19 protein-coding genes, 1 pseudogene and 1 other annotated feature are annotated in these 21,180 nt (G+C 52.6%); of the genes and pseudogenes, 13 read left to right on the forward strand and 7 right to left on the reverse strand.

Annotated features, from left to right (window positions below; all coding sequences use genetic code 11):
* Positions 1–186: 186 nt before the first annotated feature.
* A complete protein-coding gene (locus FC49_RS08340) occupies positions 187–1,173 on the reverse strand; it encodes a LacI family DNA-binding transcriptional regulator (RefSeq protein ID WP_003713562.1) in 987 nt (328 codons plus the stop codon).
* 146 nt (positions 1,174–1,319) lie between these two features.
* Positions 1,320–1,563, forward strand: a binding site (T-box leader).
* An 81-nt stretch (positions 1,564–1,644) separates the two neighbouring features.
* Here FC49_RS08340 and FC49_RS08345 point away from each other — a divergent pair.
* The 5 genes from FC49_RS08345 to FC49_RS08365 all read left to right on the forward strand — a co-directional run bounded on the left by FC49_RS08345 (position 1,645) and on the right by FC49_RS08365 (position 7,345).
* Positions 1,645–2,496, forward strand: a complete 852-nt coding sequence (locus FC49_RS08345; RefSeq protein WP_003713637.1) for a MetQ/NlpA family ABC transporter substrate-binding protein — start codon at positions 1,645–1,647, stop codon at positions 2,494–2,496.
* Between the two features lie 10 nt (positions 2,497–2,506).
* Positions 2,507–3,571, forward strand: a complete 1,065-nt coding sequence (locus FC49_RS08350; protein WP_056984758.1) for a methionine ABC transporter ATP-binding protein — start codon at positions 2,507–2,509, stop codon at positions 3,569–3,571.
* Complete coding sequence (locus tag FC49_RS08355; RefSeq protein WP_056984759.1) at positions 3,564–4,253, forward strand: methionine ABC transporter permease; 690 nt, start codon at positions 3,564–3,566, stop codon at positions 4,251–4,253. Before FC49_RS08350 ends, FC49_RS08355 begins: the two co-directional genes overlap by 8 nt.
* Before the next feature lie 20 nt (positions 4,254–4,273).
* Positions 4,274–5,413: an ArgE/DapE family deacylase gene (locus tag FC49_RS08360; protein ID WP_056984760.1), complete on the forward strand. Its 1,140-nt coding sequence runs from the start codon at positions 4,274–4,276 to the stop codon at positions 5,411–5,413.
* Between the two features lie 483 nt (positions 5,414–5,896).
* Positions 5,897–7,345 (forward strand): PTS galactitol transporter subunit IIC, encoded by a 1,449-nt coding sequence (locus tag FC49_RS08365; protein ID WP_003713657.1) that lies wholly within the window; start codon positions 5,897–5,899, stop codon positions 7,343–7,345.
* 87 nt (positions 7,346–7,432) lie between these two features.
* On the opposite strand, the gene msrB is transcribed toward FC49_RS08365, so the two are convergent.
* Entirely contained in the window at positions 7,433–7,861 is a 429-nt protein-coding gene (gene msrB / locus FC49_RS08370; RefSeq protein WP_003713588.1) for a peptide-methionine (R)-S-oxide reductase MsrB, read from the reverse strand.
* Positions 7,862–7,987: 126 nt separating this feature from the next.
* Between msrB and FC49_RS10335 the strand changes: the two genes are divergently transcribed.
* Positions 7,988–8,119, forward strand: a complete 132-nt coding sequence (locus tag FC49_RS10335) for a hypothetical protein (protein ID WP_003713613.1) — start codon at positions 7,988–7,990, stop codon at positions 8,117–8,119.
* A 240-nt stretch (positions 8,120–8,359) separates the two neighbouring features.
* Here the strand turns inward: FC49_RS10335 and FC49_RS08375 are convergent, their stop codons facing one another.
* The gene (locus tag FC49_RS08375; protein ID WP_003713651.1) at positions 8,360–9,496 is read right to left on the reverse strand and encodes an alkaline phosphatase family protein; all 1,137 of its coding nucleotides are present in this window, start codon (positions 9,494–9,496) and stop codon (positions 8,360–8,362) included.
* A complete protein-coding gene (locus FC49_RS08380) occupies positions 9,493–10,398 on the reverse strand; it encodes an Rpn family recombination-promoting nuclease/putative transposase (protein WP_003713557.1) in 906 nt (301 codons plus the stop codon). The genes FC49_RS08375 and FC49_RS08380 overlap by 4 nt, the downstream gene beginning before the upstream one ends.
* Positions 10,399–10,759: 361 nt before the next feature.
* On the opposite strand from FC49_RS08380, the gene FC49_RS08385 reads away from it, so the two are divergent.
* The 7 genes and pseudogenes from FC49_RS08385 to FC49_RS08415 all read left to right on the forward strand — a co-directional run bounded on the left by FC49_RS08385 (position 10,760) and on the right by FC49_RS08415 (position 19,084).
* Positions 10,760–11,515, forward strand: coding sequence for an SDR family NAD(P)-dependent oxidoreductase (locus FC49_RS08385; RefSeq protein ID WP_056984761.1), 756 nt, complete (start codon positions 10,760–10,762; stop codon positions 11,513–11,515).
* A gap of 16 nt (positions 11,516–11,531) precedes the next feature.
* Positions 11,532–12,477, forward strand: a pseudogene (locus FC49_RS08390) (2-keto-3-deoxygluconate permease).
* Between the two features lie 348 nt (positions 12,478–12,825).
* The gene (locus FC49_RS08395) at positions 12,826–14,163 is read left to right on the forward strand and encodes a Mur ligase family protein (RefSeq protein ID WP_056984762.1); all 1,338 of its coding nucleotides are present in this window, start codon (positions 12,826–12,828) and stop codon (positions 14,161–14,163) included.
* On the forward strand, positions 14,163–14,867 hold the full coding sequence (locus tag FC49_RS08400; RefSeq protein WP_003713590.1) for a type 1 glutamine amidotransferase: 705 nt from the start codon (positions 14,163–14,165) through the stop codon (positions 14,865–14,867). The genes FC49_RS08395 and FC49_RS08400 overlap by 1 nt, the downstream gene beginning before the upstream one ends.
* Before the next feature lie 149 nt (positions 14,868–15,016).
* Positions 15,017–16,825: a heavy metal translocating P-type ATPase gene (locus FC49_RS08405; RefSeq protein ID WP_003713640.1), complete on the forward strand. Its 1,809-nt coding sequence runs from the start codon at positions 15,017–15,019 to the stop codon at positions 16,823–16,825.
* 16 nt (positions 16,826–16,841) lie between these two features.
* Complete coding sequence (hemH, locus tag FC49_RS08410; RefSeq protein ID WP_003713615.1) at positions 16,842–17,783, forward strand: ferrochelatase; 942 nt, start codon at positions 16,842–16,844, stop codon at positions 17,781–17,783.
* Positions 17,780–19,084: an Nramp family divalent metal transporter gene (locus FC49_RS08415; protein WP_003713565.1), complete on the forward strand. Its 1,305-nt coding sequence runs from the start codon at positions 17,780–17,782 to the stop codon at positions 19,082–19,084. Before hemH ends, FC49_RS08415 begins: the two co-directional genes overlap by 4 nt.
* Positions 19,085–19,133: 49 nt before the next feature.
* On the opposite strand, the gene FC49_RS08420 is transcribed toward FC49_RS08415, so the two are convergent.
* The 3 genes from FC49_RS08420 to FC49_RS08430 are packed head-to-tail and all read right to left on the reverse strand — an operon-like array spanning position 19,134 to position 21,070.
* A complete protein-coding gene (locus FC49_RS08420) occupies positions 19,134–19,844 on the reverse strand; it encodes a hypothetical protein (RefSeq protein ID WP_003713578.1) in 711 nt (236 codons plus the stop codon).
* Complete coding sequence (locus FC49_RS08425) at positions 19,837–20,706, reverse strand: ATP-binding cassette domain-containing protein (RefSeq protein WP_056984763.1); 870 nt, start codon at positions 20,704–20,706, stop codon at positions 19,837–19,839. The genes FC49_RS08420 and FC49_RS08425 overlap by 8 nt, the downstream gene beginning before the upstream one ends.
* Complete coding sequence (locus FC49_RS08430) at positions 20,687–21,070, reverse strand: GntR family transcriptional regulator (RefSeq protein ID WP_003713630.1); 384 nt, start codon at positions 21,068–21,070, stop codon at positions 20,687–20,689. The genes FC49_RS08425 and FC49_RS08430 overlap by 20 nt, the downstream gene beginning before the upstream one ends.
* Positions 21,071–21,180 lie beyond the last annotated feature (110 nt).

Raw genomic sequence — 21,180 nt, forward strand, 5'->3', positions numbered from 1 at the left:
TTGCTAGTTCTTAACTATTATAAAGATAAAAATGCAACAGCGCAGGAGCTGGCTCGGCAGTTTAAACGCTGATCAATCAGCATTTGCCCAACCCCAAATAGGCTTGCTGCGCGGCGACGGAGGGGGGAGACGACGAACTAGCCAAGCTAGTCCTGTCCTACTCGCTTGTCTTAATTTCTCCATTTATCAAGCTGTTCCCCCGTCAATTAGCTTAACCGGGAGCTGCACAGAACCAGTGGCCTGTTCACCGACAATTCGTTTCTGTAAAAGTTCTACCGCCCGCTTCGCCATCTCGTCGATTGGCTGCTGGATTGTGGTTAACTCTGGCAGCAGGGTCCGGGTCATGTTGGCCCCATCGAAGCCGACTACCTTTAAATCATGGGGAATATGACGGCCCCGTTTCCGTGCAACCTGGATAATCAGGCTCGCGTTAGTATCGTTATCAGCAAACACACCGTCAACTTCCGGGTGCTCGGTAAAGAGCCGGTTAAAAATCGCCCGCTTCTCCTCATCGGTACTGTCAAAGTTAACCTCATAAGTAATCGCCGGCCGGTGCCGGGCCTGCATCAATTCTTCATAAGCCCGCCGGCGCTCCAAGTTTGGTGACGGCAAGCCGTGGGGATAATTAGTATGGATAATATGCTGGCAGCCATCATCTAGCAGCCGTTGCGTAGCCATCCTGCCGCCGGCATAGTTATCCGCCGCCACCACCGGAATATCCTTGCTCACCCAGCGCTCAATCGAAACAATCGGCAACTGGGTATCCCGGTACTGCTCAATGCCTTCGTTGTGGGCCCCAACGATCAGACCATCGACCTGCCCATTGAGCAGCTGGCGCAAGTAGGCCTCTTCCCGTTCAGGATTATTTTGACTGTTGCCCATCAGGACCCGGTAGCCCTGCCGGTAGAGTTCCTGGTCCAGCTGAGCCTCCAGCTGGGCAAAGAACGGGTTATCGACCGTTGGAAAGACTAGCCCGACCAGGTTAGTCTTCTGCTGGAAGAGCTGCCGGGCGATGACGTTAGGCCGGTAGTGGAGCTCCTGCATCGCCTGGTGGACCTTATCGATTGTCCCCTGGCTCAGGTAGCCCCGGTGATTGAGTACCCGGGAAACCGTGGTTTTGGAAACCCCAGCGACCGCGGCCACGTCCTCTAACTTTACTGCTTGTTTTTTCATATTACCCCAACCCGCTTTAGTATTTGTGCCTATTATACCGCACTGGTAAAATGATTAACCCCACCTTTTTTTGAAAAAAGATTAAAAAAGCCGTTGACAAAAATGAGAATGTCATTATAATTAGTGACAACAAATTAATCAAACGTTAAAACATATCGAAAGGCAGAGTAAACGCCCAAGCTGTTCAGAGAGTTGCTGGTTGGTGGAAAGCAATGAGTCTAAGCGTTGAAGATGGGCCTGGAATGGTACCGGTGATTGTTAGCCGGTAACGGGTTAGCACACGTTACAAGTGCTGGGTAATTCTAAGAATTAACTTAGAGTCACCCACTAAGGTTAGGCTGGTGACGGCCTAACGAACAAAGGTGGTACCGCGAAGCATTCGTCCTTTTATTAGAGGACGGGTGCTTTTTTTGTGGCAACGGTTGGTTAATTAACATTATATTTTTTGAAAAACGAAAGGGAGTTTTGATTATGAAGAGAAGAAAGAAACGCAATGCAATTATTTGGGCAGTGGTCGTAGTGGTCGTTCTGATCGCGGGTTACTTTAGTTTTGTCCGGCCACAACAACAGGCCGCTAAGACCGTGACGGTCGGAATCATGGCTAGTTCCAAGGCCGATGACCACATCTGGAATTCGGTTGCCGAAACCGCCAAGGATAAGTATGGGGTAACGGTTAAGTTCCGGCGCTTCACCGACTACAACCAGCCAAACAAGGCTCTGGAAAATGGCGATGTTGACCTGAACGCTTTCCAGCATAAATTGTTCCTGCAAACCTGGAACAAGGCTCACCACACCGACATCGTCGCTCTCGGTGACACGTTCATCACCCCAATCCGGGTCTACTCCAACAAGTACAAGAACATTAAGGACCTGCCAGACGGCGCAACCGTGGCGGTACCAAACGATGCTTCCAACGAATCCCGGGCCCTCTTCGCACTGAAGAACGCTGGCCTCTTCAACTTAAAGAAGGGAACTAAGCTGGCAACCGCCTCCTCCATCACTGATAACAAGAAGAACATCAAGATCAAGGAACTAGCCGCCGATCAAACTGCCCGCTCCCTGGACGATGTCGACGCCGCTGTGGTGAACACCAACTACGCTCAGGCAGCCGGCCTGAACTACAAGAAGGCGATCTTCGTGGAACCAATCAACCAGGATTCCAAGCAGTGGGTCAACATTATCGCGGTTCAGAAGAAGAACAAGAACAACAAGGCTTACAAGGATGTTGTGAAGGCTTACCAGACTGAAAAGACGAAGCAGCTGATCAAGAAGTATTACGGCTCATCCGAAATTCCAGCCTGGGATCTCAACTTTAACAAGTAGGAGGTAGCGTATGGCGAACCCAATTATTGACTTACAAGACATTGACGTCACCTTCAAGCAGGGCAAAGAAGTTGTCCACGCGGTCAAAGATGTGTCGTTATCAATCGAAAAGGGCGATATTTACGGTATCGTCGGCTACTCCGGGGCCGGGAAATCGACCCTCGTGCGGACTATCAACCTCTTGCAAAAGCCGACTGATGGCACCGTGACCATCGACGGCGACGTCTTTTTCAAGGACCACCAGCAGCAGTTGTCCAACAAGGAACTGCAGAAAAAGCGGCGGTCCATCGGGATGATTTTCCAGCACTTCAACCTCTTGAACGAAACCTCGGTAATTGAAAACGTCCTCTTCGCGCTCAAACACAGCGACCTGGACGACGACGCCCAGGAAAAGAAGGCTTACGAGCTGCTCGAACTGGTCGGCCTAAAAGACAAGGCTGAATTCTACCCTGTCCAGCTGTCCGGTGGTGAACAGCAGCGGGTTTCCATCGCCCGGGCACTGGCCAACGACCCGGCCATCCTGATTTCGGACGAAGCAACGTCAGCCCTCGACCCGCAAAATACTAACCAGATTTTGGACCTGCTCAAGAAGCTCAACACCGAACTAGACTTAACGGTGGTCCTGATCACCCACGAGATGGACGCCGTCAAGCGGGTTGCGAACAAGATTGCGGTCATGGAGCACGGGCAAATCATCGAACGGGGTCCCCTGCAAAAGGTCTTCTTGCAGCCGCAACGGGAATTGACCCGGCAGTTCGTCGGCGGGTCCCTGGCGGCTATCGATACCCTCAAGGCATTTGACCTCGACCAGCTAACGGCTGACGAGGACCTCTTCCAACTGGTTTACAATGGCAATAACGTCACTAAGTCGATCATCATCGAGCTCTACAAGAAGCTCGGTGTAGAAGCAAGTATGCTCTACGGGAACATCGAAGTTCTCGGGGGCGAACCGGTTGGGACCCTGTTCGTTGTCGTCAAGGGCGATGAGCAGCAGCGCCAGGCCGCCATTCAATTCCTGCAAGATAATAAGGTTACCGTAACAAAGATTGATGATAGGAGGATTTGGCATGAGTAGTTTTTTACCAAACGTCGTACAGCTCGGCTGGGGAGGCGATAATGGCTGGGGAACCTCCATCGGCCAAACCATCTACATGACCGTCTGGCCGGCCATCATCGGGGGCCTGATTGGTCTCGCCTTCGGGGTCGCCCTGGTCGTTACTGAACCTGGAGGTATCCTGGAAAACCGCCTGGTCTTCAATATCTGTGACAAGGTCGTTTCAGTCTTCCGGGCCATCCCGTTCATCATCTTGCTGGCCTTCATCGCCCCAGTGACCCAGGCCATCGTGGGCACCCAGATTGGAACCACCGCCGCCCTCGTTCCCCTATCCATCGGTTTCTTCGCCTTCTACGCCCGGCAAGTCCAAGTGGCGCTCAAGAGCGTGGACCAGGGTAAGATCGAGGCGGCCCAGGCGATTGGTTCTACCAACAAGGACATCATCTTTGACGTCTATCTCCGTGAATCACGGTCAGAATTAGTTCGGGTTTCCACCGTTTCCCTGATCAGCCTGGTCAGTCTGACCGCCATGGCCGGGGCAATTGGCGCCGGGGGCTTAGGTAACACTGCTATTTCATACGGCTACGACCGTTTCAACAATGACGTGACCCTGGTAGCGACCCTGCTGGTACTCTTATTTGTTCTGATTATCCAAGTCATCGGTGACCTCTTAGCCAAGAAGCTCAACCACCAAGACCGGTAAATTTGTGAGGAGGACGCAAGATGAAAGAAAGCGAACAGGTTCAGATACTGCAAGATTTGATTCGGATTCATTCCGCCAATGGCAACGAAATTGAGGTAGCAACCTACCTGAAACAGCTACTGGCAGAACACGGAATTGCCGCTCAAATTGACGAATTTGGCGACCGCCGGGCAAACCTGACGGCCCAAATCGGCCGGGGCAGTGATGACCGGGTACTCGGCCTGACCGGCCACATGGATACCGTTGCCGTCAGCAGCCCCAAGAGCTGGCAGCACGACCCCTTCGGCGGGGAAGTCGTGGGCGAACGGCTTTACGGTCGGGGCGCAGCTGACATGAAGAGTGGCCTGGCCGCCGAGGTGTTAGCACTGATTGAACTCCAAGAGGCCGGCGAACTGCCGAACGGGACCGTCAAGCTGATTGCCACTGCTGGTGAAGAACTCGGCACCCCGGGAGCGAACCGCTTAGCCAGCCAGGGCGCGGCGAACGAACTCAGTGCCCTGGTTGTCGGCGAGCCCACCGGCGGGAACGTTATCTTCGCCCACTCCGGCAGCCTCAACTACGAGGTTACCAGCACTGGCAAGACGGCCCACAGCTCGATGCCAGCCCAAGGAATCAACGCCATCACTGGACTGGTAAAGTTCATCGAAGCCGAAAGCAGCCTGTTCGCTGATGCTCCCGTTGACCCCTACCTCGGCAAGGTTCAGCACAGCGTCACCGTGATTGAAGGTGGGCACCAGGTCAACAGCATCCCCGATACCGCGAAGTTGGAGGGGAATATCCGCCCCACCCCGGCCTGTGATAACCAGGAAGTTGCGGCCCGGCTTAACCGGGTGATTGACCAGATCAACCACCAAACTCCCTTTCACTTGAAGCTAAATATTTTCTGGGACTATCACCCCATCAGCACGGACCCTAATAGTGACTTTGTCCAGTCAGCGCTCCGGGCTGCTCAGCGTTTCTTCCCCTCCCCGGTCAAGACCGGAATCATCAATGGGGCAACGGACGCTAGCGTTTTCCGTCGCCAACGGCCAGACCTGCCCGTCATCGTCCTCGGCAGTGACGCCTGGGACGTAGCGCACGCGACCGACGAGTACACGACGATTCCTGCTTACCTCGCGACAGTGAAGACCTACAAGCAGATTATCAGGGACTTTTTCTAAATTTTATCAGGGCGTGGGACAGCACTAGCCTGGCTAGTCGTTCTCCCACGCCCTGCTTTTGTTTATTAAGCAACTAAACAGATTTGCTTTTGATTCTAAAGCACTGCTGGCACAATCCTTAACTTTTCCTAAGCAAACGATAAGCATTTCACCCTAATTGCTCAGAAAAAAATTAGCTAATTATTATCTTCGCGAAGCGCTATCATTGTTATAATATGAGTGTAAACAAAAGATTAATTAACTAGAAAGGGTGTTTACCATGATGTCAGCTTTAAGTAATGCAATTGCCGTTGTAAGTTTCCTTGGGATTCTGATTGCCTCTGCCGCGGGGATGTTTATGGGTAAACCACAAAATTAATTAACTTACAGAGCAATTATTCATTTTATACCAACACCGGTCAGGAAAGTTCTTAGCTTTTCTGACCGGTGTTTTTGCTAATAACGTTATAATGGGGATAGTCTAAAGAAGGGAGCGTGCTTTCCTTGCTCGAATTTATTAATCACTTTTTTAATTCCTTTGGTGCCACCGTGGTGGTCCCAATTATGATCTTCATTATCGCCCTCTGCCTGCGGGTGCCGGTTAAAACAGCCGTCCGTTCCGGCCTTTACGCTGGGGTCGGGCTCACCGGTTTTTCTTGGATTATCGGCGAATTCACCCCGGTAGTCACCAAGATTATCCGGCAGATGGTCGATAATTCCGGTATTCATCTCCCCGTCGTTGATATCGGCTGGCAGGCTGGCTCACTCGCCAGCTTCGGTTCCTCGGTCGGGCTGACCTTTTTCGTTTTTGGTTTGATTGCTGAGTTTATCCTCTTCACAGTGGGCATCACCAAGGTGTTTATGCCTTCTAACCTCTGGAACAATTTTGGCTTTATGATCTGGGGAACGGTTGCGTACTACGTTACCAAAAACTACTGGCTAGCCCTGGGCTTGTCGTTTTTCATGCTCCTCTACTCCCTGCTGCTGGCAGAAATTCAGGCTGATAGCTGGTCTCGTTACTACAAAGTCAACAACGCGACTGTCTGTGCACCCCACAACATCGTCCAGACGGTCCCAGCCATTCTTCTGGACCCGCTCTGGAACCTGCTCGGCTTTAACAAGGTGAAGTTCACCCCGCAGAGTCTCCAGCAACGGTTGGGCATTTTAGGTGAGCCAACCGCGCTGGGGGCAATCCTCGGGCTGATTATCGGGATCCTCGGCAACCTTAACCGGCTGGGCAGCTACCAGGCCTGGGGCCAAATTTTACAATTCGCCGTCCAACTATCTGCCGTAATGACGATTTTCCCCCTGGTCACCAACGTCTTTGCTAAAGCCTTCACCCCGTTGGCAGATAGCATTGACCAGCACCGGCAGCGAAGCGCAGGAAGTTCTGCTTCCGCTGATTCAGTCAACGATCGCAAGCGCTGGTTTTTGGCCGTTGACGACGGGGTAGGTTATGGTGAGTCAGCAACCATCATTTCGGGGATGATCCTGATTCCAATCATGGTTGCCCTGGCCTTTATTCTCCCCGGCAACCGAACTCTGCCAGTCGTCGACCTTATCTCCCTGCCGTTCATGGTGGAATCGATTGTCGCCCTCACCAACGGTAATATTCTCAAGGTCATCGCTAACGGAATCGTCTGGTTCAGCATCGGCTTGTACTGTTCCAGCTGGTCGGCCGCAATGTATACCGGAGCCCTCAGACACTACGGCGCCGTAATTCCCGCGGGAATCGTCCTCGTTACCAGCTTCAACCTGATGGCCCGGCCGCTGAACGCCCTGATTTTTGCCGCGTTCATCTCCCAAAACCCGTACCTGATTGGCAGCTGCATCGTGGTTTACCTAGTCCTCCTAGTAGCCCTCCGCCGCTACCGGCCCCAAATCTGGCGCTACCTTCGCCGGATGGCCGATGCGAATGTCGGCACCGTGACGGCAAAAGATAAGCACGTTTAACCCCTGACCAGGCTGGACACCCTTTAAACCAGGATGGTCTCCAGAAGTTGGTAATGCCCACACTTCTGGAGACCATTTTATAAATCATTATTTAAATAAACGCATGTACTCACCATAACCGGCAGCTTCGAGCTGGTCGGCTGGAATAAAGCGCAGTGCCGCGGAATTGATGCAGTAACGCAGGCCTCCACGTTCCTGGGGTCCATCGGTAAAGACATGACCAAGGTGCGAATCTGCCTCCCGACTACGCACCTCCGTTCGTTCCATCCCAAACGACTGGTCGCGTTTTTCCTTAACGGCACGCCGGGCAAGCGGCTTTGTAAAGGCCGGCCAGCCACAGCCAGAATCATACTTGTCCAGTGACGAAAAAAGCGGCTCACCGCTCACCACGTCGACGTAGATCCCCGGCTGGTCAAACTGGTCGTACTTGCCAGTAAAGGGCCGTTCCGTAGCGGCTTCCTGGGTAACGGCATACTGGATGGGGGTTAACTTTTCACGCAGGTTCTTTTTCTCCATCGCAATCCCTCCTTCTGCCCAGCTTACCATAAATCCATCCCATGCCCCACTATCCTGCTCAGTGCAAATTAGTTGTCAAAGTGACCCGTTCAAGGATAATAGAAGGAAAGTGTTAAGGAGGAGCTAATGTTTGAATTACCAGCTGGAATCGGCCAGGTCCACGCGATGAACGAGTTGTTTAAAGCGGATCCGCGGGTAGCGATTCTCGTCTTAATCCTAATCATCGCCCTGGCCTTTTACTTTAATTCCCGTCGCTAAATAGCTGTCCCTTAAATTGAATGAGAGTGAGAAAAAACGGCCCAAATCGGCTAGCAAGCTGATTTGGGCCGTTTGTCTTCGAACCTCCGCAAGGATGGCTACGACGCGAAGCTAGCCTATTTGGGGTTGGTCAAACGCTGATTTATCAGCGTTTGAACTGCCAGCCAGCTACTGCGCTGAGGCATTACTAACTTTAAAATATTAAAGAGGTTGAGTTAATTCCCAGCCTCATTATATTTTCTAAAGCAGCAAGGAGCGAAAGCTGTGACCGTAACCGCGCACTTGGTCGTCAGCTAAGCCAAGAACGTCCTGAATCGTTGCTGCGATGTCGGCCAGCGTTGACCTGTCCGCCAAGCGCCCGCCCCGCAGAGATGGCGAGTATGCCAGCAATGGCAGCCATTCCCGAGTACTCCCCTCACCAGCAAAGGCCGGATCATTACCGTGGTTAGCCGTGATTAATAATAAGTCGTCAGTGCGGACCAACGGCAGTACTTCTGCCAAGTGACGGTCGACTTCCATCAAATGCTGACCACTTTTTTCCGGATCCCGCTGGTAGCCAGCCCGGTCAATTTCATGTACGGGGACCAGGTATAAGCCGGTGGCCGGGTCTTCGCGCAAGACCGTCTGCAGGTCAGAAAACACCGTTGTTCCGGCAATAACCCTCACTGGCTGGTGGGCAGCCCGTACCCGGTCAACCACTGTTGGTTGAGGTGGGCGCATGTAAAAGATCCGTTGCTCTGCTGAGCGGTAGTAATAGCGGCCAGGCCCACCAGCGAAGGGACGCGTAGTTACCTGCCGGAGGAGGCCACTACCCTCTTCATCGAACCAGTGACGAATGAACCGTCCAAGCCGGGCAAACTCATCGCCCGTAACCGTGGCCTCATGCGCGCTGACCACCATGTCTGAGCCACCACTGGTACTGACCAGTAAGCCGCCGGTAGCTACTTGCACATCACCGTAGTCTTCGAGCAGGTGCTGGGGCTGGTAAGGAGCATTGACTAACACTGGCCGGTGAAATTGCCGTTCCAGCTGGTGAACGAAGGCAGCCGAAAAGCCGCTGGGATAGGCAGTGGCGTCCTGTTTACGGACGACCCCCAGTAGTTCCCAGTAGTCCTCAATTGCTGATTTTTCAGAAGTCATCTGCCTTAACCGGCCGTAATAGCTGTGCTCCTGAACGACCGGCGGAGTGAAGGCCACTGGATGGAGCGCCGTCAACCCCAGGCGCTGCAAAGTCGGTAACTGGAGACGGGCACGGAAATGATCTGCCAAGTGACCAAGGGTATCCGCACCGCTGTCCGAGAAAACGGCAGCGTCGGGTGCCGCGCCCAGCCCTAGGCCCTCCACAACTACTAAAATGACTCGCTTGAATTTAGTCATTTACCCTCCCCGTGCTTTTTAAGCCTTTCTACTGCTTGCTGGTAATACTTTTCCGCCTCAGCAGTCGGCATCCGGCGAATAGTGGTCAAGAACTTAATTACTTCATCCGCAGACTGACCACTTCTGATAAGGTCACAAACAAGGTTGAGGCGTTCATCGGTGGCACCTTGTTCATGACCTTCGAGTAATCCCTGTTCATGACCCTTTTTAACAGCCTGACGGCGATCATGCTCAATATCCATCTCGTAAACCGTTCGTAACATGTATTCTCTCCTCCATTTCCGGTTCTGCTTAACAAAGGCAACTCGTTTCCTTAATTGTACGATGAAATCATCACTCTCATCAACATTACGGCCGGCTAGCAAGTCCAGAAAATTTTGCAGTGGCTGACTAACGGTGTGTGACGAGTTCGTTACGTCAAAGCACAAGCTCACCTCCCCATCGCCAAGCCGGGAGCGAGATGAACTACTGTAGATTTCCCGCTCTACCCGGTACCACTGGTTGCCATTGCCGCCCGGGTCAAAACAGCAGAAGAAAATCACGAAAGCATTACCACCTTCACGATAATCTTTGCCCCGTTCATAGGAATCCATTGCCATCAGCGACTGGTAAAAACGAATCCGTTGGGCCAAATTATGGCGGTTAAGAACCTGCATTTCAATATCAAAGCGATTTTTAGAGTCATCTTCAGCATAAATATCGAAACGGAGCCCCTTAGAGTCGCGGGTTGCAGTTAGCTCATGCTGGGTTTCAACAATCTTGAGCTTGCCCACCTGAATATCGGGAAGCACTCGGCTAATCAGCTCTTTAGCGAGCCGCGCATCAAGAAAAGTCTTATTAAAGATAAAGTCATCTGTGAGTCCCGCCTGAGCAAGACGTTGGCGCCAATCGGTTACTTGCATATCATCCCTCCTTGGTATCCCTAGTTAATAAATACGGGGAGTGATGATCTTCTGCACTAAAATAAGTCGTTCTTAACTTGCGAGCCGGCATCGCAGAACCTTTAATTCCTACTTTGCGGTTTTTTAATGAAGTAGACTTCATATGAGACTAATAAAAAAACTGGCTAAGTAATAATCTTAGCTTTCCGAAGCGATTTGATTACTTTTCCATCGTCAAAACACAATGGTAGCTGTTTAGGCCTGGCAAATCACCTTTCAATGCACGTTACTGCGGAATTGAATAGATTATTAATATTATATACGATATAATCATTTTCAGTAAGCGCTTACATGACATTTTATTCAATTAGAGGTGATTATGATGATTTATGACTACCAAGGTAAAAACGCGATCGTAACTGGTGGTGCTAAAGGAATCGGGAAAGAAGTCGTTCAAGGAATCGTCAACGGTGGCGGTAAAGTTGCCCTATTAGACATTGATGATGCGGCTGCTCAAGCAGTGACGGAAAAGTTTGCCGGTAAAGTTAAAACTTACCATGTCGACCAGGGAAACCGGGACGAAGTTAACGAGCAATTCAGCACAATTATTGATGATTTTGGCAAGATAGACGTCTTGATCAACGTTGCCGGGGTCATCAGCGCCAAGTCCTTTGACAGCCTTCCACCAGAAGAATGGGATCGAACAATCAAAATTAACTTAACCGGTCCATACAACACTGTTCACGCAATCTGGCAGCATTTTAAAGCCAATGGCGGGGGCCGAATCGTCAATGTCTCCTCTGTTGCCGGCAAGATTGGCGGCGGCCTGTTGGGCACTGTCGCCTACGCTTCCTCTAAGGCCGGCTTAAACGGCTTTACCAAAGCCATTGCTAAGGAAGGCGGGAAGTACGGTATTGCTGCAAACGCAGTTGCCCCTTCATTTACCCACACCTCAATGACGACCTCACTAGCAGAAGACCCGGATAAGAATGCTAAAATCATTGGCATGATCCCGCTCGGTCGTGCAGCGGAGCCAGTAGAAATCGCACAAATGATTCTCTTCTTTGGTTGTGACGCGGCCAGCTTTATCACTGGAGAAATTGGTGACTGCGATGGCGGCATCGTGATGGATGGTTAAAGAAGGGACAGGTTTCATGAGTTCTACTAAAAAAGCAAAGAAAAAATTTTCTATCCCCGGTGGGAACATTATTATTCCCATGTTTATCGGAGCGTGTATTAACTCCCTCTTCCCTTCATGGCTGAAAATAGGTGGTTTTACCACCCCGTTAGCGCAAGGATCTGGTGCGCTTGTCGGGGCTTTCCTTTTCGTTATTGGTGGTTCCATCTCGTTCCGGTCTACCGGTGCTGCAATCAAACGCGGCGGAACGATTATTTTAACCAAGGTTATCGTTGCGGTCGCCCTCGGCTTATTCGTTGGCAAAGTTCTTAATAATAATTTTCTTGGCTTGAGTGCATTAGCAATTATTGGCGCAATGTCTTGTGCTAATAACGCCATGTATGCCGGAATCGTCCACGACTTTGGCGATAATATCGATGAGGCTGCCGTTGGAATTACCATTCTAGCCGTTGGCCCGTATATTACAATGATCGCTTTAGCCTCCTCGGGCTTGGCTTCATTCTCACTTATTACACTGGTCGCCACCATCCTTCCCCCTGCTAGTGGGGATGGTGCTGGCTAACCTCTTCCCGGCGATTAAGAAAATCCTGAATGATGGAATGAATGCCTCAATCGTTGTCGTTGGCTTTGCGTTAGGGTGTACGATGAACTTCCAGCAAATATTCACTGGTGGTTTATCCGGCATCCTCTTAGGCTTTGTCGTTACCTTTGTCGGTGGTATCTGCGCGATTCTTGCCGACAAATTAACTGGTGGTTCCGGGGTCGCTGGTGCCGCAATTTCTAGCTGTGCCGGTGCAAATATGGCTACCCCGGCTGCGTTAGCGGCAGTTGATGCTAGTTATAAATCAGTAGTCGGGACCGCAACCGCGCAAATTACTGCCGCGGTTGTTATTACCGCCATTTTGACACCAATCCTGACCGCCTGGATTTACCGCCATAACAAGCAAAAAGCAGCGCAATAGGTTCAAGCACTGATAAGCTAGTGTTTGATCACCCCAAGAGCAACGAAAGACAGACACCGAAAATCAGCTTGCCAGCCGATTTTCGGTGTTTTTTCTCACTCTCCCAACCACTTTTTTGTCACAAAGCTAATCTTAGGAGATCCCGCTGACGGTTTCGCCCTAAAGCCACTCATTCCAAACTGAAACCAGTGGGATTAGACATACATACCGCCCCATTCGGCAATCCAGGTAGCTGCCCATGCCTCCGAGAAATTAATCCTTTTCAAATTCACAAAATCTTCATATAATATTCAAGAGAATTTCTGACTTAGCTCAGAAGCAATTTTAGACCAGAAAGGAAACATCCATATGTCTTTCAAAAGCTCTGTCGCGGCAGGGGTTGGACACCTCTCCTACTCTGTCCTCCACGACGTTTTTAACCGTGGGAGCTCCCTCCCCGGCCTCATCGCTCTGAAAATCGATCCGGATATTTTATACCACTACAAGGACCGTTACGACTTTGTAATCGTTGGTGGAACGAACGGTAAAACGACCGCCACCGCCCTCGCCGTCCAGGCCCTCAAGCAAAAGTATCCGGATGTCCTCTACAACCCGACCGGTTCAAACATGAAGCGGGGAATCGCCACGATCTTCATGTCCGCCCCTAAGCCGAAGAAGAAGGGCCTGGCCGTCCTGGAAGTCGACGAAGCCAACATCGTCCGGATCGTTAAATACTTTAAGCCGAAAGCCTTCGTCTTTACCAACCTTTTCCGGGACCAGCTCGACCGGTACAGCGAACTGTACGCCACCTGGGACCGGATGTTGGAAGGTGTCCGGATGGCGCCGAACGCAACAATTATTGCCAACGCCGACGACCCGATCTTCAACTCTGTCGACCTACCAAACCCCCGCGTGTGGTACGGTTTTGACGACCAGCCAATGGGTGATTTGGAAGCCCCATCTAATACTGACGGGGTCGTTTGTCCGAAGTGCCACCACATCATCCACTACGGCTTCATCACCTACGGCGGGCTCGGCGCCTACTTCTGTCCTAATTGTGGTCACAAGCGGCCAGAACTGGACTACCGGGTTACGGCCGTTGACGAAATGACCTCAGCGGACTCAACCGTCAAGTTCGATGATTACGAATTCAAGATTCCGGTGGGGGGCTCCTATAACATTTACAACGCCCTCGCCGCTTACTCCCTGTCCCGCTTCATGGGGGTTGACCAGGAAGCAATCAAGACGGCCTTTGAAAAGAGCCCCGAAATTTTCGGTCGGCAGGAACGGGTCCAAATCGGCGACAAGGAAATGGTCATTATCATGGTCAAGAATCAAATTGGGGTCGACACCGTCCTTGATATGATTAAGACCGACAAGGAACCCTTCTCCTTTGCCTTTATGCTGACGGCTTTGCCTGCCGATGGCGAAGATACTTCCTGGATTTGGGACTGTAACTTCGAAACGTTAAAAGAACACGATATTCCTTACTACCTGGTCGGCGCGTCGAATTACAAGGACGCCGCTACCCGGTTCAAGTTTGGCGGCTTTACCGACGTTAACGTGGAACCCGATCCGGCCAAGCTGATCGACCGCATTAAAGAGATGCCAACGAAGCGCCTCTACGTGGTCACCTGTTACACCGCGATGCGTCAATTGCGGAAAGCACTGGCCGAACAAAAATTGATTGATGGGGGGATGGAATAATGGCGACATACCAACTGCAACTTGCCCACCTCTACGGCAACCTGCTGAACACCTATGGCGACCTCGGCAACATCATGGCACTCAAGTATTACGGCAGCCTCCTCGACATCGACGTCGCCAGCCGTGTTGTCAGCGTGGAAGACGATTTTAAGGCCGCTGATTACGACCTGATGGTGATTGGCGCCGGACAGAAGTTTGAGCAGTCAATCGCGCTGGAAGACATTCCAAGCAAGCACGATGAACTGGCGAAGTACATCGAAAATAACCGGCCGCTGCTAGCGGTCGGTGAAGGTTACCAGCTGCTCGGCCAATCCTACATTGACCAGCACGGCAACAAGGTAGCTGGTGCTGGCCTGCTTTCCCACCGCAGCGAGCTGCCGGCTGACCAGGAGCCAATCCAAGACGACCTGGTAGTCAAGACCAAGTGGGGGCTCAACTACCACGGTCACGAAAACCACGACCTGGTCACCTACTTGGGAAAGGACGAACAGCCCCTGGGCAAGGTCATCGAGGGCGTCGGGAATAACCAGGATGACGACACTGAGGGTGCGATTTACAAAAACGTCTTTTGTACCAACATGCACACGGTGCTTGACCGTAATGGCGACCTGGCAAAGCGGATGCTGATTACCGCCCTGGCCAACAAGTACCCAGATGCCGACCTGACACCCCAACGTGAATTCAAGATTGAACCAACCTACTAAAATATTGACGGCCCGTGACCTGGCGCTTGCTTGGTCCCGGGCCGTTTTTATCATAAAATCGCGGACAGAATTCTTCTGAACGCCTGATATCTCCATGCAAGTAAACTATAATAGGTATGTATGGAGTTTATCAAAGGGAAGTTAAAATAATGCAACGCTTATCAAACAAACAAAAACTATGGCTAACTATTATCATTGCGGGAATCGCCCTCATCTTACAGTACGGCTTCCACTACCCGCTGCTCGCTCAAATCATTGTCACCATCGCCGGGGCAATCGTTGCCTTGACGATGCTGGTTGGGATGGTTAAAACCCTGCGGTCCGGCAAGTATGGGGTCGACCTCCTGGCAATTCTCGCGGTCGTCGCTACCCTCGCGGTCGGCGAATACTGGGCCGCTATGGTCATCCTCGTCATGCTGACCGGTGGGGATGCCCTGGAAGACTATGCCGCCAAGAAAGCTAATACCGAGCTCAAAGCCCTGCTAGACAACTCACCACGCTTTGCCCACGTCGTCACCCCGGATGGCAGCAAGGACGTCCCGGTCAACGACGTCCCGGTGGGTGCCAAAATCATCGTCAAGCCCGGTGAGCTCGTTCCCATTGATGGCCTGATTATTAAGGGAACGGGCGAATTCGACGAGTCCTCGTTAACTGGTGAAGCCCGGCCAGTCGCCAAAACGGTGGGTGATACGGTCATGTCCGGTTCTATCAATGGCGATGAGGCTATTACGCTGACGGTCACCAAACTGGCCAAGGACAGCCAGTACCAGCAGCTGGTCAAACTCGTTCAGGAAGCAGAGCAGACACCGGCCCACTTTGTTCGTTTGGCCGACCGCTATGCCGTGCCGTTTACGGTTGCCGCAATCCTGGTTTCACTCCTTGCCTGGTGGCTTTCTAAGGATCCGCGCCGCTTTGCCGAAGTCCTCGTCGTGGCTTCCCCCTGCCCGCTCATCCTTGCGGCACCAGTCGCGATGGTTTCTGGAATGAGCCGTGCTTCCCGGAATGGAATCGTCGTGAAAACCGGCAGTGTTCTTGAAAAGCTGGCCGGGGCCCGGACCGGGGCCTTTGACAAAACTGGGACCATAACCAACGGCCACCTCACCGTTGCCCAAATCCTCCCTGCCGGGACAATTACTAAGGAACGGCTCCTCCACCTAGCTGCCAGCGCCGAACAAGACTCTTCCCACATTCTCGCCCGGTCGCTGCTCGCCTATGCTAGCCAACATAATATTTCTCTAGCAGCGGTCTCCGGCTTAACCGAGGAAACAGGTAAGGGAATTACGGCAATGATTGAGGACCACCAGGTCAAAGTCGGCAAGCGGCAATTCGTCGCTCCCCAAAACCAGCAAGCGGCCCTCGACACCACCGCTATCTACGTCAGTGTTGACGGAACCTATTACGGAGCCATCGCCTTTACCGACCACGTCCGGCCCGAAGCTGCCCAAACCATGACAAAGCTAAAGGCCGCGGGGGTAACCAACCTGATCATGCTGACCGGGGACCAGCGTGCCATTGCCCAGCAAGTCGCTAAGGCGGTGGGAATTTCCACGGTGAAGGCCGACCTCCTGCCCCAGGACAAAATTGCGGCTCTCCAGTCCATCCCCCAAAGCGAGCACCCGGTCTTCATGGTCGGGGATGGGGTGAACGACGCTCCTTCACTAGCCACAGCCGATGTTGGGATCGCGATGGGAGCGCACGGTTCGACCGCGGCTAGTGAAACGGCCGACGTTGTCATCTTAAAGGATGACCTGGCAAAGGTTGCCAAAGCGGTCACCATCTCCCAGGACACCCTCCGAATCGCCAAGCAGGCGGTCCTCATCGGAATCGCAATCTGTACGGTTTTAATGCTCATCGCCAGCACCGGGGTCATCCCCGCATTTGTTGGTGCCATGCTGCAAGAAGTCATCGACACTGTTTCCATTTTATGGGCACTCAAGGCCCGGCAGTTACACAACTAAAGTGAGGAGTCGCAGAATGAAGAAGAACGGATTACTATTAGTCAACCTGGGTTCACCCGCCACGCCAACTACGGCCGACGTCAAGCACTACCTCAACGTCTTTCTCAGCGACCGCAACGTGGTCACCATGCCGCCCGCACTCTGGCAGCCCATCCTCAAGGGCTTCGTCCTCCCAATGCGGTCCTGGCGGTCGGCAACCTTTTACCGGGATATTTGGACGGAAGAGGGGTCCCCACTTATCGTCTATACAGCACGGCTGACAAAGCGGGTGCAGGACCTCCTGCCCGATTGGGATGTCCGGATGGCAATGACTTACGAGCAACCATCCATTCAGGAAACCCTGACGGCCATGCTCAACGCTGGCGAAGAGGTCACCGTCCTGCCCCTCTTCCCCCACTTTACGCAGAGCACCACCCAATCAATCATTGACCAAGTACACGCAGTCGACCCGACAATTCCGGTCATTGACCGTTTTGCTGACGAGCCGGAATACCTCCAGCTGCTCGCCGACCACATCCAAGCGGCCTGGCAAAGGAAGAAGTACGACCGGCTCCTGATTACCTACCACGGGATTCCAACAGCCATGGTCAAACACGGCGACCCCTACCAGGAAGAAACCGAGCGAACCACCGCCCGCCTGCGGCAACTGTTAGACATCCCAGACGAGCAAATCAAGATGGCCTACCAGTCGAAATTTGGCCCGATGCCCTGGCTGAAGCCCTACCTGCGCAATACCCTGATGCAGGAGGCCCAGCTGGGCAACCGCAATGTGTTGCTCGCGGTGCCGTCGTTCGTGACCGACTGCTTGGAAACCTTGGAAGAGGACGGGGTGCAAAACTACCAGGTCTTCCGGTCCAGCGGCGGCCAGGAACTCAACCTCGTACCCGCCCTCAATGACCAGCCCGCCTTTGCCCGCTTCATCGCTAACTTGGCCCAGAAACGGGGCGGTCAGGCATGAAAAAGAAAAGTCTCGATGAAATCAACGGCAGCGTGAAGGTCCCAACGGTCTATGAATCAGCCTTCTGGCAAAAGTTCCTTGCGTACAGCGGCCCGGGGGCCCTAGTCGCGGTCGGTTATATGGACCCTGGCAACTGGCTGACCTCCCTCTCCGGGGGCGGCCAGTACGGCTACCAACTCCTGATTGTCCTCTTCTGCTCTATCCTGATTGCGATGGTCATGCAGTCGCTGTCGATCAAGCTGGGCGTCGTTACCCGGACGGACCTGGCCCAGGCGATTGCCAGCCGGGTCAATAAACCCGTCCGCCTCACCCTCTGGATCCTCAACGAAATTGCGATGATGGCGACGGACCTGACCGGGGTCGTGGGAACTGCGGTTGCCCTCAAGCTCCTCTTTGGCCTGCCCTTGGTGGTTGGGGTCCTGTTAACAATTGCCGACGTGCTGGTCGTCCTGCTCTTTCTCCGCTTCGGGATTCGACGAATTGAGTTTATCGTGCTCTTCGCGATTTTAACCGTCGGTGTCATCTTCGCCGCGGAAGTTTGCCGGGCCCATCCCGCCGTCGTTGCCATTTTGGAAGGTTTCACCCCGCACGCCCAGATTCTAACTGACCACGCAGAGTTAGTTCTCAGCCTGGGGATCATCGGGGCCACCATTATGCCCCATAACATTTACCTCCACTCGGCCCTAGCCCAGAGCCGGCGCTATGACGAACACGACCCCAAGCAGGTGACCGAGACTTTGAAGTTCGCCAACTGGGATTCAGTCATCCACCTGATTGCGGCCTTGATTGTCAACGCCCTCCTGCTGGTCCTGGGAGGAACGCTCTTTTTCCACCACGGCGACTTGACTAGCCTGCAAGAAGTCTTCTACGCGCTAAAGGACCCGGGAATCGTCGGCCACCTGGCGAGCCCGCTGATGAGCTGGCTCTTCGCCTTTGCGCTCCTGATTACCGGGCTGATTTCATCGATTACTTCGACCCTGTCCGGGCAAATCGTGATGGAGGGCTACATCAACATCCGCCTGCCCCTCTGGAAACGGCGCCTGCTGACCAGATTCGTGACCCTGATTCCGATCCTCATTATCGGCTTTATCATCCGTTTCAATGAAAACCAGTTCGAGCAGCTGATTATCTATGCCCAGGTGGTATTGAGCATCGCCCTGCCCTTTACCCTCTTCCCATTGGTTGCTATCACCAGCAACCGTGACCTGATGGGCCCCCACGTCAACCGGCGCTGGCAGATGGTTGTCTGCTACGCCCTGGTTGCCCTGATTACGGGGCTGAACTTGTCGGTCCTGTTTTAAAACGAAAATAACTCCCAGTCATCTCAAAAATGACTAGGAGTTATTTTCTTTAATCCCGCCGCAACTGCAGGCGGTCGTTGAAGAGCTTGGTCAGGCCAAGAACAATCGCGAAGTAGACTAACCAGAGCACGTAAGGAATCACCGGATTATTAAATACAATCGCCATTGCGGTAACAAACTGCTTATTTTCCACTAATGCTGTAATCTGGTTGTTCAGGGTCAGCATCAACCGACCCAGCATCACGCAGAGGATGATAAACATCACCGGCAGGCCGATCCCAACGATCCACTTCCAGGTCCGGCTCAGCAGACCGAAGCCGTTACCAATTGCCTGGCAGGTCACGACCACGGTCAGCAGAATCAGAAAGTTGACCAGCAGGGTCCGCGGGCTCATTGCCGGCTGGTTAGCCAGTGATAGCAATTCATCGAGGATAAAGATCACCAGCGTCGCCAAGAACAGGGCCAGCGCCCGCCCGCGCCACATCGTCTTCCGGGAAATCCCGTTCTGGATGGCCCATTTAAAATCAACGTAGGGCGTAACGATGAAGTAGGCGAAAAGAATCAGGTTGATAAACACCGCCAGGGTAGATGGGATGGCCTGCAACGTGACCAGGAATGATTCAAGGTTGTGGTTGAAACCTAGCCCCATCAGGGAAACGACCACTTCAAAACCGACGACCCAACCAACCGTAATTAAAATTGCCTGTCCGAGACGGTAGAAGACGTTCGTCATCACCAAAGTCATTTTCTGCTTACTCATTCTTACTGCCCCCATTCGTTAATTCAATAAAGAGTTTCTGTAAATCATAGTGTCCGAGCTTAACCTGGTCAGGAATTACCCGCTGGTCATCAAGCTGGTCATAGACATAGGCAGTCTTGACCGTCCCCAACTGGTCCGTGGATAGGACCCGCAAGCCCGCAACATACTGGTCGACCAGCTTTTCCGGTCCCGTCACCGTGTGGGCCCGGTCCAACATTTCCTCGACGTCGGCATCAGCAATCAGCTGGTGGTCCGCCAAAATCAGCACGTATTCCACCAGTTGCTGGATTTCGTCGATTAGGTGGGTCGAAAGGACAAATGTCCGCGGCTTCTCCTGGTAGCTCTTGACCAGTTCCTTATAAAACAGCTCCCGGTGGTTAGCGTCCAGCCCCAGCGTCGGTTCATCCAGGAAAACGTAATTAGCATTGACGTTCAGGGCCACGACCAGCTTGGCAGCGGTCTGCAACCCGGTTGAGAGCTTGCTCAGTTGAGTCTTGGCACTAATTCCAAAAGCCTTGAGCAGGCGTTCAGCATTTTGGTAATCGAAATTGCCGTAGGAACCATCCGCCAGGTCAAACATCCGTTGAATCGTTGTCCGCTTCGGGTAGAGGTTACTTTCACTCATCAGGTAAAACTGGCCCAACACCTGGTCCTGGTCGTTGGTTCCCAGTTTACCAAGAGAGACCATCCCGGCCGTCGGGAAAATCCGGCCCGTAATGATATTGAGCAGGGTCGACTTCCCTGCCCCGTTTCGGCCAAGCAGGCCATAAATCTTCCCCGGCGCTAACTGGCAGCTTAGGTCTTCTAAAATCTTCTGCCGGCCGTATTTTTTGCTGATGTGACTAATTGTTAACTGTTCCATCGTTCTCCCCCCGTTCAATCAGTTCTAGTAAGTGCTGCTTAGTAATCCCCAGTTTGTGGGCTTCCAATAACAGGCTCTTCACGTAATCTTTGTAAAAACTCTCTTTGCGTGTCTGCATAATCTTCTCCTGGGCGCCGGCAGTGACGAACATTCCCCGGCCACGACGTTTTTCAATCAAGTCTTTCTCGACCAGCATATTCATCCCCTTGAGGACGGTTGCCGGGTTGATGTGCAACTCGGTCGACAGCTGCGTCGTTGATGGGACCTGACTGCCTTCCGGAAAGACACCGGTAAAAATCATTTCTTCTAGTTGAGCGGCAATCTGCTGGTATAGCGGCGCCGATTCGTCAAAATGAAACTGCAAGAGCGCACCTCCTTAGTTATTCGGTTAATTACTTATGTAACTAAGTATATGGGTAGCTAATAAAAAAAGCAAGCATAATTTTGTGAAGTGAACCCCCATAGTTGGACGAA

The organism is Limosilactobacillus oris DSM 4864 (assembly GCF_001434465.1).
Taxonomy (GTDB): domain Bacteria; phylum Bacillota; class Bacilli; order Lactobacillales; family Lactobacillaceae; genus Limosilactobacillus; species Limosilactobacillus oris.